Here is a 13,117-nt window from a genome sequence, read left to right on the forward strand (position 1 = left end):
AGAGACACTGTGGCAAAAGTCATCGCATTAGCAAATCAAAAAGGCGGAGTAGGTAAAACGACCACTGCCGTTAATCTCGCTGCATCTATGGCTGCAACGAAACGTAAAGTGCTGTTAATAGATCTCGATCCGCAAGGCAATGCGACCATGGGCAGTGGCGTCGACAAATATGGTGACGTCCCTACTATCTATGATTTACTCATAGAAGATAAGCCTATTGATGAGGTGATTATTAAAGAAACCTCAGGCGAGTATCATATGATTGCTGCAAACGGCGATGTGACCGCTGCAGAAGTTAAATTGATGGAATTATTTGCTCGCGAAGTACGCTTACGCAATGCACTTGAAAAAATTCAGGATCAGTACGAGTTTATTTTTATAGACTGCCCACCTTCTTTAAATATGTTAACCGTTAATGCCATGGCCGCTGCCGATTCTATTTTAGTCCCTATGCAATGTGAATATTATGCATTGGAAGGATTAACCGCATTAATGGACACGATTACGCAACTTGCTAAGTTAGTTAATCCTAACTTACAGATTGAAGGCATACTTCGTACTATGTACGATCCGCGTAATCGATTAGCAAATGATGTATCAGAACAATTAAAACAACATTTTGGCGATAAAGTATACCGTACGGTGATCCCACGTAATGTTCGACTTGCAGAAGCCCCAAGTTTTGGCGCACCGGCAATGTACTACGATCGAGCATCAAGTGGTGCGAAAGCGTATTTAGCTCTCGCGGGTGAAATGCTACGCAGAAAAGAAAAAACAACTCCCGTTGTCGCCTAACTTTGAGGTAAAAAAATAACATGTCTGCTAAAAAACGAGGTTTAGGCCGAGGACTCGATGCACTTTTAAGTTCATCTAAACCTGCACCAAGCGAAAGCAAGGAACACGACAGCGCCAATGTAACAAACGCAGTTGAAAATGCGGCACAGCCTAGCAACAGTGAATTACAAAAACTACCCATCGAGTTTTTACACTCAGGGAAATACCAACCTCGTAAAGACATGTCTGAAGAGGCACTTGAAGAACTCGCCAGTTCAATTCGTTCACAAGGGATAATTCAACCGATTGTTGTGCGCCCAGTTGCGCATAACAGTTATGAAATTATTGCTGGTGAACGTCGTTGGCGCGCTGCTCAAATTGCCAAGCTTGAGTTTGTACCGTGTATTATTAAAGATGTACCCGATGAAGCGGCCGTTGCTATTGCCCTAATTGAAAATATTCAGCGTGAAGACTTAAACGCCATGGAAGAAGCGATAGCGCTTAATCGCTTGCTTAATGAGTTTGAGTTAACGCATCAACAAGTGGCGGATGCAGTTGGTAAATCGCGTACGACCGTGACTAACTTATTACGCTTAAATAATCTTAATAACGATGTAAAGATATTGTTAGAGCATGGTGACATTGAAATGGGTCACGCTCGTTGCTTATTAGCACTTGAAGGTGAAGTGCAATCAGATGCAGCCCGTTTAGCTGTTGCAAAAGCATTGACCGTTCGCGAAACTGAAAAGCTAGTGCGCTCTATTTTAGAGCCTGCTCCAGCAAAAGAAGTAATAGAAAAAGACCCAGATGTTAAACAGTTAGAGCAACAACTTGCTGATAACCTAGGGGCAAAAGTAGAAATAAATTACAACAAAAAAGGCAAAGGGAAGTTGGTTATTTCTTACACTAATCTTGACGAGTTAGACGGTATTTTAAACCGTATCAATCAAGACTATTCCCACCATTAATTCATTGGATGTCTAAAAAGGGACATTTACAGCGATTTTGTGTTACAAAGCACCTACTCAAGTTGCAAAACTGGCAGGATTAAGTATAATTTCGCCAGTTTTCATACCCTGACAATTAGAGCGTCATAAAGGTTAATTAAAAGTGACTAATAAGTTAGCAGGCCCGTATAGGCTTGCCGCATTAAAATTAATTTGCCTTCAGGGATTTGTAGCCCTTTTAGCTGCACTAATAATTTTTATAGGTTGGGAAACCAATGCCGCACTTTCAGCATTAGCTGGTGGCGCTGTCGCAGTACTTCCTAACTTTGTATTTGCGCTTTATGCATTCAGATATATGGGTGCAAGTCGAGCAAATCAAGCGTATGCCTCGTTGAAACGCGGCAATGGATTAAAATTTATGCTAACAATCGTTTTGTTTGCACTAATGCTAAAGCTTTATCCGGTAGTTTTATTACCTTTCTTTTGTGCTTATGTGTTGGTGTTGTTTACAGGATTGTTTACACCCGTTTTTTTTAAACATTAACTTTTGGGATATAACATGGCTGCAGAAGAAGTTACTCTATCTAGCCATATTCAGCACCACTTAACCAATGCTAAGATGTGCTCGACCGACGCTGGTCTTGCCTTCAATAAAGCATGTACGGATAGTGGCTTCTGGACATGGCATGTAGATACCCTCGCATGGTCTATCGGACTAGGTCTAATATTTTTATGGATCTTCCGTAGTGCCGCAAAAAAATCAACTCTGGGTGTACCTGGAAAATTTCAGTGTTTCATTGAAATGGTTGTTGAGTTCGTTGGCGACAACGTACGCGATACCTTCCACGGTAAAAGTAAGCTAATTGCACCATTAGCATTAACTATATTCGTGTGGATATTCTTAATGAACTTAATGGATTTAATCCCAGTTGACTTCCTACCAGCATTTGCCGGCTTTGTTGGCGAAACTGCGTTTGGTATGGATTCACACGACGTATACATGAAAATTGTACCAACCACTGATATCAACATGACAGCAGCACTTGCGCTGGGCGTGTTTATTCTAATGATTGGTTACTCAATAAAAATAAAGGGTATCGGCGGTTTTATTAAAGAACTAACACTTCATCCGTTTAGTTCAAACAATACAGCTTTGCAGATTCTTTTAATCCCATTCAACCTATTACTAGAACTTATCGCATTGGTTTCTAAGCCGTTTTCACTGGCTCTGCGTTTGTTCGGTAACTTATATGCAGGTGAATTAATCTTCATCCTTATCGGTGCAATAGGTTTAATGCAACTACCGTTGCACTTTGTGTGGGCTGTATTCCATATCTTGGTAATTGTATTGCAAGCATTCGTATTCATGATGCTTACAATCGTATACCTAAGCATGGCAAGTTCAGATAATCACTAATTACTATATTTACAATTTTACTTTTACTTTTAATTACAATTGAAACTTTGGAGAAATAAATGGAAGCTTTAGAATTATTAAACGGCTTAAAATACATCGCAGTAGCTTTACTTATCGGTTTCGGTGCAATCGGCACAGCAATCGGTTTTGGTAACATGGGCGGTAAATTCCTTGAAGCATGTGCGCGTCAACCTGAGCTTGCACCATCGCTACAAGTTAAAATGTTTATCCTTGCTGGTCTAATCGATGCTGTAGCAATGATTGGTGTTGGTATCGCGATGGTATTGTTGTTCGTACTTTAATTTTATTTTTTGAACAGCTTACTATTTAAGGAGGAGCGGTTGTGAACTTAAACGCCACTCTTATCGGTGAATTAATTGCGTTTACGGTGTTCGTATTATTTTGTATGAAATACGTATGGCCACCACTAAACGGTGCAATTGAAGCTCGCCAGAAGAAAATCGAAGATGGTTTAGCTGCCTCTGATAGAGCCGAAAAAGACTTAGAACTTGCGCAACACAAAGCTGCAGAACAGCTTAAAGATGCAAAGGCTCAAGCGGCTGATATCATTGAACAAGCTAAAAAGCGTGCCGTGCTAATTGTTGACGAAGAAACTGTTCGTGGTCAGCAAGAGCGTGAAAAAATTATTGCTCAAGGGCACTCTGAAATTGAATCAGAGCGTAACCGTGTGACAGAAGAGCTACGTAAGAAAGTAGCAACTCTGGCTGTGGTTGGCGCAGAAAGAATTTTAGAGCGCGAAATCAATCAAGCCGCACATAGTGACATCGTTGAAAAACTTGTCGCTGAGCTGTAATTAGGAGGGTATGAGCATGTCTGAATTGACTACTATCGCTCGCCCATACGCTAAAGCGGCTTTTGAACTTGCCGTTGAAAAAGGCACCATTGAAAGTTGGAATGACATGTTGTTCTTTGCTGGCCACGTTGCCAGCAATGAACAGGCATCAACCATTTTAGCTGGATTGCCTACTGCTACTGCACAAGCTGAGTTATTTATTAACTTATGTGGTGAGCAGCTCAACGAACAAGGTCAGAACCTAGTTAAGGTGATGGCTGAAAATGGACGTTTGATTGCACTACCTGAAGTTGCTCATTTATTTTCTGCTTTAAAAGCAGACTATGACAAAGAAATCGATATTGACGTGATTTCGGCAACGCCTCTTGCTGCAGCGCAGCAAGAATCATTGGTAGCGGCACTTGAAAAACGTTTCGCACGCAAAGTTAAGCTGAATTGTAGTGAAGACGCTACAGTTGTTGGCGGCCTTATTATCAAGGCGGGTGACACTGTAATTGACGGCTCTTTACGCGGTAAATTAAATCGCTTAGCCACAACACTACAATCGTAATTGGGAAAAAGAGCATGCAACTTAATTCCACTGAAATTTCAGATCTGATCAAACAACGTATTGAGAAGTTCGAAGTTGTAAGTGAAGCTCGTAACGAAGGTACAATTGTATCTGTTACTGACGGTATCATTCGCATCCACGGTCTAGCTGACTGTATGCAAGGTGAGATGATTGAGCTTCCTGGCAACCGTTATGCTATCGCACTAAACCTTGAGCGCGACTCAATTGGTGCAGTAGTAATGGGTCCTTACGCTGACCTTACAGAAGGCGTAAAAGTATACACAACTGGTCGTATCTTAGAAGTGCCTGTTGGTGCGGGTCTACTTGGTCGTGTTGTTAACACACTAGGTGCTCCTATCGATGGTAAAGGCGCTTTAGATAACGACGGTTTTGAACCTGTAGAAAAAATTGCACCAGGTGTAATCGAGCGTCAATCAGTAGATGAGCCAGTGCAAACTGGTTACAAATCTATCGATGCAATGATTCCAGTTGGTCGTGGTCAACGTGAGCTTGTTATCGGTGACCGCCAAACAGGTAAAACTGCACTAGCAATCGATGCAATCATCAACCAAAAAGACACAGGCGTTAAGTGTGTGTACGTAGCGGTTGGTCAAAAAGCATCTACTATTGCTAACGTAGTACGTAAATTAGAAGAGCACGGTGCACTTGCAAATACTATCGTAGTTGTAGCATCTGCTTCTGAATCTGCGGCACTTCAGTACTTAGCACCGTTCTCGGGCTGTACTATGGGTGAATACTTCCGTGACCGTGGTGAAAACGCATTAATCGTATATGATGATTTATCTAAGCAAGCTGTTGCTTACCGTCAAATCTCATTGCTACTTAAGCGTCCACCAGGCCGTGAAGCATACCCAGGTGACGTATTCTACCTTCACTCGCGTCTTTTAGAGCGTGCATCACGTGTAAACACTGATTACGTTGAAAAATTCACTAACGGTGAAGTGAAAGGTAAAACAGGTTCATTGACGGCATTGCCTATCATTGAAACTCAAGGCGGCGACGTTTCTGCGTTCGTACCGACAAACGTTATCTCTATCACCGATGGTCAGATCTTCTTAGAAACTGACTTATTCAACTCAGGTATCCGTCCGGCAGTAAATGCTGGTATCTCGGTATCGCGTGTTGGTGGTGCTGCACAAACTAAAATCGTTAAGAAACTAGGTGGCGGTATCCGTCTAGCCCTAGCTCAGTACCGTGAATTAGCTGCGTTCTCGCAGTTCGCGTCTGACCTTGATGATGCTACTCGTGCTCAACTTGAGCATGGTGAGCGTGTAACAGAGCTAATGAAGCAGAAACAGTACGCGCCAATGTCTGTTGCTGAAATGTCTTTGTCGTTATTCGCAGCTGAGAAAGGTTACTTAAAAGACATCGAAATCGCTAAAATTATGGATTTCGAAGCGGCTTTACTTTCTTACGCAAATAGCACATACGCAGAGCTTATGGCTCAAATCAATGAAACTGGTAACTACAACGCCGAGATCGAAGCGCAGCTTAAAGAACTTCTAGAGAAGTTCAAGTCTACGCAAACTTGGTAATTTAGTTATTAATGGTGTGCTTTATATCTTAAAGCACACCTTGATTCGGAGAGAGAGTCATGGCCAGCGGAAAAGAGATTAAAAGCAAGATCGGCAGTATTAAAAATACTCAAAAGATCACTAGCGCAATGGAAATGGTTGCTGCGTCTAAAATGAAAAAGGCGCAAGAACGAGTGGCTTCAAGCCGTCCATACGCTGAAAAATTACGTAAAGTGATTGGTCGTGTTGCTCAAGCAAATCTTGATTTTACTCACCCGTTCTTAGAAGAACGTGAAGTAAAACGAGTTGGTTATATTGTTATCTCTACTGACCGCGGTCTGTGTGGCGGTTTAAACTCAAACGAGTTTAAAAAAGTCGCATTAGAGATTAAAGCGTGGAAAGAAAAAGGCGTAGATGCTGATTTTGCTACTTTAGGTAGTAAAGCAGCTGGCTTCTTTCAACGTTTTGGTGGTCAAGTACTTGCTAAAAAAGCAGGTCTTGGAGATAAGCCTTCAGTACAGGACGTAATTGGTCCAGTAAAAATAATGCTAGATGCATTCTCTGAAGGTAAAATTGACCGTTTATTCCTGGTATATAACAACTTTGTTAATACCATGAAGCAAGAGCCAATAGTAGATCAGTTACTCCCTTTGCCAAAAGCTGAAGAAGAAGTATCTACACATGCGTGGGATTACTTATATGAACCAAACCCAGAGGCTATTTTAGAGTCTTTGTTAGTACGTTTCATTGAGTCTCAGGTATACCAAGGTGTAGTTGAAAACGCTGCCTCTGAACAGGCTGCCCGCATGGTTGCAATGAAAGCTGCAACTGATAATGCCGGTGACCTTATGGATGAGTTACAGCTTGTATATAACAAAGCTCGCCAAGCAGCAATCACACAAGAAATTAGTGAGATTTGTTCTGGTTCAGCAGCAGTTTAATGCTTCAGGCAAAGATTAACGAGAGGAATAGACATGAGTTTAGGTAAGGTCGTCCAAATTATCGGCGCCGTTGTGGATATCGAATTTCCACAAGACAGCGTGCCAGCCGTATATGACGCGCTAAAAGTAACAGATGGCGATTTAGCTGGTTTGACTTTAGAAGTTCAACAGCAGCTAGGTGGCGGTGTGGTACGTACTATCGCACTAGGTACTACAGACGGTTTACGTCGTGGTGCTGCAGTAGCAAACACAGGCGAAGCAATTCAAGTTCCAGTTGGTACTAAGACCCTAGGTCGTATCATGAATGTACTTGGTGAGCCAATTGATGAAGCAGGTCCAATCGGTGAAGACGAGCGTATGTCTATCCACCGTGCAGCACCTACTTACGAAGAGCAATCAAGCTCAGTAGAACTTTTAGAAACGGGTATCAAGGTAATCGACCTTGTATGTCCATTCGCTAAAGGTGGTAAAGTTGGTTTATTCGGTGGTGCCGGTGTTGGTAAAACCGTAAACATGATGGAACTTATCCGTAACATCGCAATCGAGCACAGCGGCTACTCAGTATTCGCAGGTGTTGGTGAGCGTACTCGTGAGGGTAACGATTTCTACCATGAAATGAACGATTCAAACGTACTTGATAAAGTATCGCTTGTATACGGTCAGATGAACGAGCCACCAGGTAACCGTTTACGCGTAGCGTTAACAGGTCTTACTATGGCTGAGAAGTTCCGTGACGAAGGTCGCGACGTACTTTTCTTCGTAGATAACATCTACCGTTACACACTTGCGGGTACAGAAGTATCAGCACTTCTTGGTCGTATGCCATCAGCGGTAGGTTACCAGCCTACACTTGCTGAAGAAATGGGTGTACTTCAAGAGCGTATCGCATCTACTAAGACTGGTTCAATTACTTCAATCCAAGCGGTATACGTACCTGCGGATGATTTAACGGATCCATCTCCAGCAACAACGTTTGCTCACTTAGATGCAACAGTGGTACTTTCACGTGATATCGCATCACTAGGTATCTACCCAGCGGTAGACCCTCTTGATTCATCTTCACGTCAGCTTGATCCACAAGTAATCGGTGAAGAGCACTACGGTATAGCGCGCGGCGTTCAAACAGTTCTTCAGCGTTACAAAGAGCTTAAAGACATCATCGCGATTCTAGGTATGGACGAGCTTTCTGACGAAGATAAGCAACTTGTATCTCGTGCACGTAAAATCCAGCGTTTCCTATCTCAGCCATTCTTCGTGGCAGAGGTATTTACAGGTGCGCCAGGTAAATACGTTTCACTTAAAGACACAATTGCAGGCTTCAAAGGTATCTTAAACGGTGAGTTTGATGATATGCCAGAGCAAGCGTTCTACATGGTTGGCTCTATCGAAGAAGCTCAAGAAAAAGCCAAAAGCATGTAATTAGGAGGGTAGTATGGCAGCTATGACTGTACATCTTGATGTAGTAAGTGCTGAAGAGAAATTATTTTCTGGTTTAGTAGAATCTATTCAAGTATCTGGTAGTGAAGGTGAGTTAGGTGTTAACGCCGGTCACGCCCCACTACTAACTGCCCTTAAACCTGGTATGGTACGTTTAGTTAAGCAATTTGGTGAAGAAGAACTCATCTATATTGCTGGCGGTACACTAGAAGTTCAACCGAACATAGTGACCGTACTTGCTGATACAGCTGTTCGTGGTGAAGACCTAGACGAAAAAGCTGCAGAGCAAGCTAAGCGTGACGCTGAAGCCCAAATGGCAAAAGGCGCATCTGCTGAACTTGATTACAATCAAGCAGCAATGCAACTAGCTGAAGCAATTGCTCAGCTACGCATTATTCAGCAATTACGTAAAAAGTAAGCCTATCTGGTTTTTAAAAGCCCACTTTATGTGGGCTTTTTTGTGCCACTAACTAACTACTTCAGCCTATCTGTAAATAAATTGATCGTTATGGCTAATATCTCATCATTATTACTTATATCTGCACGCGATCCTCGCTACAATAACCCTATTCTATTAGGTGTTACTTTGCTTAAGTTAAGATTCAGTAGTCATTGCTTAGCCTACTGAGTATTTGCACATGATGTGACTTACGTAATCTACTATGCAGCACACTTATTCTATTAAGCTAAAACAACGGAAAAAGGAAATTGTTTTAATGTCTTTAACAACGGTTATTCTTGCAGCGGGTAAAGGTACTCGTATGCGCTCTGCTCTTCCTAAGGTACTGCATAAAGTGGCAGGTAAACCTATGGTGCAACACGTTATCGATAATGCCAACGCGCTAGGTGCGACATCTACTAACTTAGTTTATGGTCATGGCGGCGAACTATTACAACAACAATTAGCCGATAATAACGTAAATTGGGTGCTGCAAGCTGAGCAGCTAGGTACAGGCCACGCAGTGGCACAAGCAAACCCTCATATTAACGACGACGATACCGTACTGGTTTTATACGGTGACGTACCTTTAACTAAGCAATCGACACTTGAACGTTTATTAGCAGCAACACCTAAAAATGGCTTAGCAGTATTAACCGTTAATCTAGCAAACCCAAATGGTTATGGGCGTATGCTACGTGTTGATGGCAAGCTAGTGGGTATTGTTGAACAAAAAGATGCCAATGCAGAGCAGTTACTTATTAACGAAGTAAACACCGGCATTATGGCGGTAAATGGTAAGCTTTTAAAAACATGGTTAGGTAACCTATCTAACAATAATGCTCAAGGCGAATACTACCTCACAGATATAGTTGCAATGGCGCATAGTGAAGGGGTGGAAATTACATCAGCACAGCCTGATCATCCGATGGAAGTTGAAGGTGCAAATAACCGCGTACAACTTGCAGGATTAGAGCGTGCTTATCAAGCATGGCAAGCAGAAGAGCTGATGCTAAATGGTGCAACTCTTGCCGACCCTGCTCGCATAGATGTACGTGGCGACGTTAAAACAGGTGAAGATGTCCTAATAGATATCAACGTTATTTTTGAAGGTAATGTAACGCTTGGTAATAACGTACAAATTGGCCCTAACTGCGTACTTAAAAACTGTAGCATAGGCGATAATGTTGTTATTAAAGCCAATACATTGATTGAAGATGCATCAGTTGCGGCTAAATGTACACTCGGTCCATACGCCCGCCTTCGCCCAGGTGCAATAATGGAAGAAGACTCTCACATTGGCAACTTTGTCGAAATGAAAAAAACCCGTTTAGGCAAAGGCTCTAAAGCAAATCACTTAAGTTACTTAGGTGATGCTGAAATTGGCGAAAAAGTGAACATTGGCGCAGGCACGATTACCTGTAACTACGATGGCGTGAATAAAGCGAAAACCATTATTGGCGATAACGCCTTTATAGGGTCTAACTCGTCACTGGTTGCTCCTGTAAACATTGGTGCTACTGCAACTGTGGGTGCGGGCTCTGTTATTACCAATACCGTAGCGGATGATCAGCTAGCCGTGGCACGTGGCAAGCAACGCAATTTAGACGGCTGGAAACGCCCAGTTAAAAAATAGTAATGGCCATTACTTATTAATTATTTAAAGCGAGTTTTATAACTCGCTTTTTTATTGTCTAAATATTCTATAAATAAAAATGCCATACTGTTGTCATCCCTGTGTGTTGATATTTAACAAATACAACACTAAGGAAAACAATAATGTTAAACAAATCAATAATAGCCTTTTCTTTGCTATCACTATTAACTGGCTGCTCACTTGATGGTGATGACGGCCAAAATGGCGCACAGGGTGTACAAGGTACAGCGGGTAGTAATGGTGAAAACGGCACTAATGCAAATTCAGCTTTAAATATCAATCTTATTGGCCGCGCAGTACTCAATGCACAAAGCCCAGAGGGTACAGCTGAAATAGTCGCCTACCAAGCCTCTAAAAAGTGGATTTATGCCATTAATAGCTCTGGCGATGAGGCAGTTGTGAATATCATTCCTGCCGATACGTTCGACACTGCAGCATTAGTAAAAGATAACGAAGGTATTGTAACCGCGACCAACTTAGCCTCTGCCATTACGCTCTCACTAAATGAAAATACGCCTGGTGATGCAAACAGCATAGCTATCGATGCAAATAACCAATTATTAGCGGTAGCAATGGCTGCTACAAGCGTGGGCGAAGCTGGCCAAATAGCGTTTTACAATATTGGCGGAGATACACCAGTATTTATTAAAAATGTAACTGTAGGTGCCCTACCCGACATGGTGACATTTAGCCATGATGGTGCAAAAGTAGTGGTTGCTAATGAAGGTGAACCTAATGGCGACTACAGTATCGACCCCGAAGGCACAATTAGCATTATCGATATCAATAACGGCACTATTGCCGATACCGCTTTGAGCATAAACTTTCAAGCTTACAATAATAAGCAAGCAGAATTAGAAGCGCAGGGCTTAGTGTTTGCCAATCCTACTGGACGTACTATTAATGGTAATTTAATAAATACCACGGTTGCGATGGATTTAGAGCCAGAATATGTGAGCATTTCCAAGGATAATAAATACGCTTATGTCTCTATTCAAGAAAATAACGCTCTAGCCATCATCAACCTTGAAGATAATTCCCTTGAGCTAAAAGGACTCGGTTTTAAAGATTGGTCAAACTTACAATTTGACGCTTCAGACAAAGACGGCGGTGTTAACTTTAAATCATACCCTGGTTTATATGGCATGTATCAGCCAGATACAATTGCAAGTTTTAGTTGGAAAGGAGCCAACTTTATTGTATCTGCCAACGAGGGTGATGCACGCGAATACTTTTTTGATGCCAGCGATGAAGCTGATTGCATCGCTCAGGGCGGCCTTGATTATGACGCTAAAGATGGGTGTTTGGCATATATAGATGAAAGCCGCGCAGAAGATCTAGCTCTCGCAGCTAACTTCGATTACTTAAATAACGATGATAACGACATTGGTCGTTTAAAAGTTACAACAGTAAAAGGTGATAAAAATAACGACGGCCAATACGAATCGCTTTATGCTTATGGCGCACGGTCATTTACCATTTGGGATAGCAATGGGCTGGTGGTGTTTGACTCAGGCGATCAAATTGCACGAGTAACCGCTTCTGTTCATGGCAATGCATTCAATAATAACGAAGATGAAAATAAAGGCGATACACGCTCAGATGATAAAGGGGCAGAACCCGAAGCGCTAACATTAGGTGAGGTTGGCGATAGGTTATTTGCTTTTGTTGGCTTAGAGCGTATGGGCACAATAATGGTGTTTGATATAACCAACCCTTACGATGTGAAATTTCAAGACTACTTTTATAATCGTGGTTTAGAACCAAGTGCAGATATAAGTGGCGATCTTGCTCCTGAAGGAATGATATTTGTTCCTGCAGCGCAAAGTGCAACAAACGAAGCACTGCTTATAATCGGTAATGAAATCTCAGGCTCAATTGCCGTATGGGAAATAACAACTCAGTAATTAGTAAAGTTTTAAGTAAAAGCGATGTAGCGGTTATCTATAAATCGCTTTTACTTCCTCCCCTCTCAATAATCATGCCTTATGTGAATGCTTTTTAATCAAAAACAGCCCTGCAGCCCTTTGTTTGTATGGTTATTGTACTAAATTGAAATTAATTTAATAAAACTGAAATAAAGCATTGACCCTCTCCAGAATATCCCTATAATGCGCATCCACTGACCCGACAGGCAGCAATGAAAAGCGCTGAGCAAACGGTAAGTGAGTCGAGTAAAACTTAGCTTTTAAATCTTTTAAAAGAAACTAAAAATTAAGTGTTGACAAAAAAATAGGAAAGCGTAATATGCGCAGCCCTAGCGAGATAAAGTTTAGCGCTTTAATCGCAACGTTCTTTAACAATATAAAGCAATCATCTGTGTGGGCACTCGTACAGATTGAGTTCTAACAGCCAAGCTTAGTTTACTAAGTAAGGCAAACAAATTTAGAGTCTCAATGTGATTTCTCGAAAGAGAAGCTGAGTGACCAACAGAATAGTTACTTCGGTAATTATTCAGCACAGTCAATTCAACATCGAAAGATATTAAATAAATTCAGAATTCATTGAGCTGTCGAAAGACATAAAACTTTTTAATTGAAGAGTTTGATCATGGCTCAGATTGAACGCTGGCGGCAGGCCTAACACATGCAAGTCGAGCGGTAACA

Annotated in this window: 13 protein-coding genes and 1 rRNA gene; all 14 read left to right on the forward strand. The window is 41.8% G+C overall.

Annotated elements, in window-relative coordinates:
• Positions 1–9: 9 nt before the first annotated feature.
• Positions 10–795, forward strand: a complete 786-nt coding sequence (locus N523_RS0109575) for a ParA family protein (RefSeq protein WP_008112117.1) — start codon at positions 10–12, stop codon at positions 793–795.
• A 20-nt stretch (positions 796–815) separates the two neighbouring features.
• Positions 816–1,742 (forward strand): ParB/RepB/Spo0J family partition protein, encoded by a 927-nt coding sequence (locus N523_RS0109580; protein ID WP_016900011.1) that lies wholly within the window; start codon positions 816–818, stop codon positions 1,740–1,742.
• Positions 1,743–1,884: 142 nt separating this feature from the next.
• On the forward strand, positions 1,885–2,265 hold the full coding sequence (locus tag N523_RS0109585) for an ATP synthase subunit I (protein ID WP_013466267.1): 381 nt from the start codon (positions 1,885–1,887) through the stop codon (positions 2,263–2,265).
• A gap of 15 nt (positions 2,266–2,280) precedes the next feature.
• Positions 2,281–3,138, forward strand: a complete 858-nt coding sequence (gene atpB, locus N523_RS0109590; RefSeq protein WP_028834895.1) for a F0F1 ATP synthase subunit A — start codon at positions 2,281–2,283, stop codon at positions 3,136–3,138.
• 59 nt (positions 3,139–3,197) lie between these two features.
• Positions 3,198–3,440: a F0F1 ATP synthase subunit C gene (gene atpE / locus N523_RS0109595; RefSeq protein WP_008112128.1), complete on the forward strand. Its 243-nt coding sequence runs from the start codon at positions 3,198–3,200 to the stop codon at positions 3,438–3,440.
• 41 nt (positions 3,441–3,481) lie between these two features.
• Complete coding sequence (gene atpF / locus N523_RS0109600; protein WP_013466265.1) at positions 3,482–3,952, forward strand: F0F1 ATP synthase subunit B; 471 nt, start codon at positions 3,482–3,484, stop codon at positions 3,950–3,952.
• A gap of 16 nt (positions 3,953–3,968) precedes the next feature.
• On the forward strand, positions 3,969–4,502 hold the full coding sequence (atpH, locus tag N523_RS0109605; protein WP_016900009.1) for a F0F1 ATP synthase subunit delta: 534 nt from the start codon (positions 3,969–3,971) through the stop codon (positions 4,500–4,502).
• A gap of 14 nt (positions 4,503–4,516) precedes the next feature.
• A complete protein-coding gene (gene atpA, locus N523_RS0109610) occupies positions 4,517–6,058 on the forward strand; it encodes a F0F1 ATP synthase subunit alpha (protein ID WP_013466263.1) in 1,542 nt (513 codons plus the stop codon).
• A gap of 59 nt (positions 6,059–6,117) precedes the next feature.
• The gene (atpG, locus tag N523_RS0109615; RefSeq protein ID WP_008464174.1) at positions 6,118–6,978 is read left to right on the forward strand and encodes a F0F1 ATP synthase subunit gamma; all 861 of its coding nucleotides are present in this window, start codon (positions 6,118–6,120) and stop codon (positions 6,976–6,978) included.
• 33 nt (positions 6,979–7,011) lie between these two features.
• Complete coding sequence (gene atpD / locus N523_RS0109620; RefSeq protein WP_008464175.1) at positions 7,012–8,397, forward strand: F0F1 ATP synthase subunit beta; 1,386 nt, start codon at positions 7,012–7,014, stop codon at positions 8,395–8,397.
• Positions 8,398–8,410: 13 nt separating this feature from the next.
• The gene (locus N523_RS0109625; RefSeq protein ID WP_008464176.1) at positions 8,411–8,833 is read left to right on the forward strand and encodes a F0F1 ATP synthase subunit epsilon; all 423 of its coding nucleotides are present in this window, start codon (positions 8,411–8,413) and stop codon (positions 8,831–8,833) included.
• 298 nt (positions 8,834–9,131) lie between these two features.
• Positions 9,132–10,490, forward strand: a complete 1,359-nt coding sequence (gene glmU, locus N523_RS0109630; RefSeq protein WP_028834894.1) for a bifunctional UDP-N-acetylglucosamine diphosphorylase/glucosamine-1-phosphate N-acetyltransferase GlmU — start codon at positions 9,132–9,134, stop codon at positions 10,488–10,490.
• Between the two features lie 143 nt (positions 10,491–10,633).
• A complete protein-coding gene (locus N523_RS0109635) occupies positions 10,634–12,418 on the forward strand; it encodes a choice-of-anchor I family protein (protein ID WP_028834893.1) in 1,785 nt (594 codons plus the stop codon).
• A 625-nt stretch (positions 12,419–13,043) separates the two neighbouring features.
• Positions 13,044–13,117: ribosomal RNA gene (locus N523_RS0109640) — 16S ribosomal RNA — on the forward strand; the annotation flags it as partial.

It is taken from the genome of Pseudoalteromonas sp. 23_GOM-1509m (assembly GCF_000518425.1).
GTDB classification, from domain to species: domain Bacteria; phylum Pseudomonadota; class Gammaproteobacteria; order Enterobacterales; family Alteromonadaceae; genus Pseudoalteromonas; species Pseudoalteromonas tetraodonis.

Coding starts and splice junctions, on each gene's coding strand:
- atpD (WP_008464175.1), top strand. CDS start 7,012: ATGAGTTTAGGTAAGGTCGTCCAAATTATCGGCGCCGTTGTGGATATC.
- glmU (WP_028834894.1), top strand. CDS start 9,132: ATGTCTTTAACAACGGTTATTCTTGCAGCGGGTAAAGGTACTCGTATG.
- atpG (WP_008464174.1), top strand. CDS start 6,118: ATGGCCAGCGGAAAAGAGATTAAAAGCAAGATCGGCAGTATTAAAAAT.
- N523_RS0109625 (WP_008464176.1), top strand. CDS start 8,411: ATGGCAGCTATGACTGTACATCTTGATGTAGTAAGTGCTGAAGAGAAA.
- N523_RS0109635 (WP_028834893.1), top strand. CDS start 10,634: ATGTTAAACAAATCAATAATAGCCTTTTCTTTGCTATCACTATTAACT.
- atpA (WP_013466263.1), top strand. CDS start 4,517: ATGCAACTTAATTCCACTGAAATTTCAGATCTGATCAAACAACGTATT.
- atpE (WP_008112128.1), top strand. CDS start 3,198: ATGGAAGCTTTAGAATTATTAAACGGCTTAAAATACATCGCAGTAGCT.
- atpB (WP_028834895.1), top strand. CDS start 2,281: ATGGCTGCAGAAGAAGTTACTCTATCTAGCCATATTCAGCACCACTTA.
- atpH (WP_016900009.1), top strand. CDS start 3,969: ATGTCTGAATTGACTACTATCGCTCGCCCATACGCTAAAGCGGCTTTT.
- N523_RS0109580 (WP_016900011.1), top strand. CDS start 816: ATGTCTGCTAAAAAACGAGGTTTAGGCCGAGGACTCGATGCACTTTTA.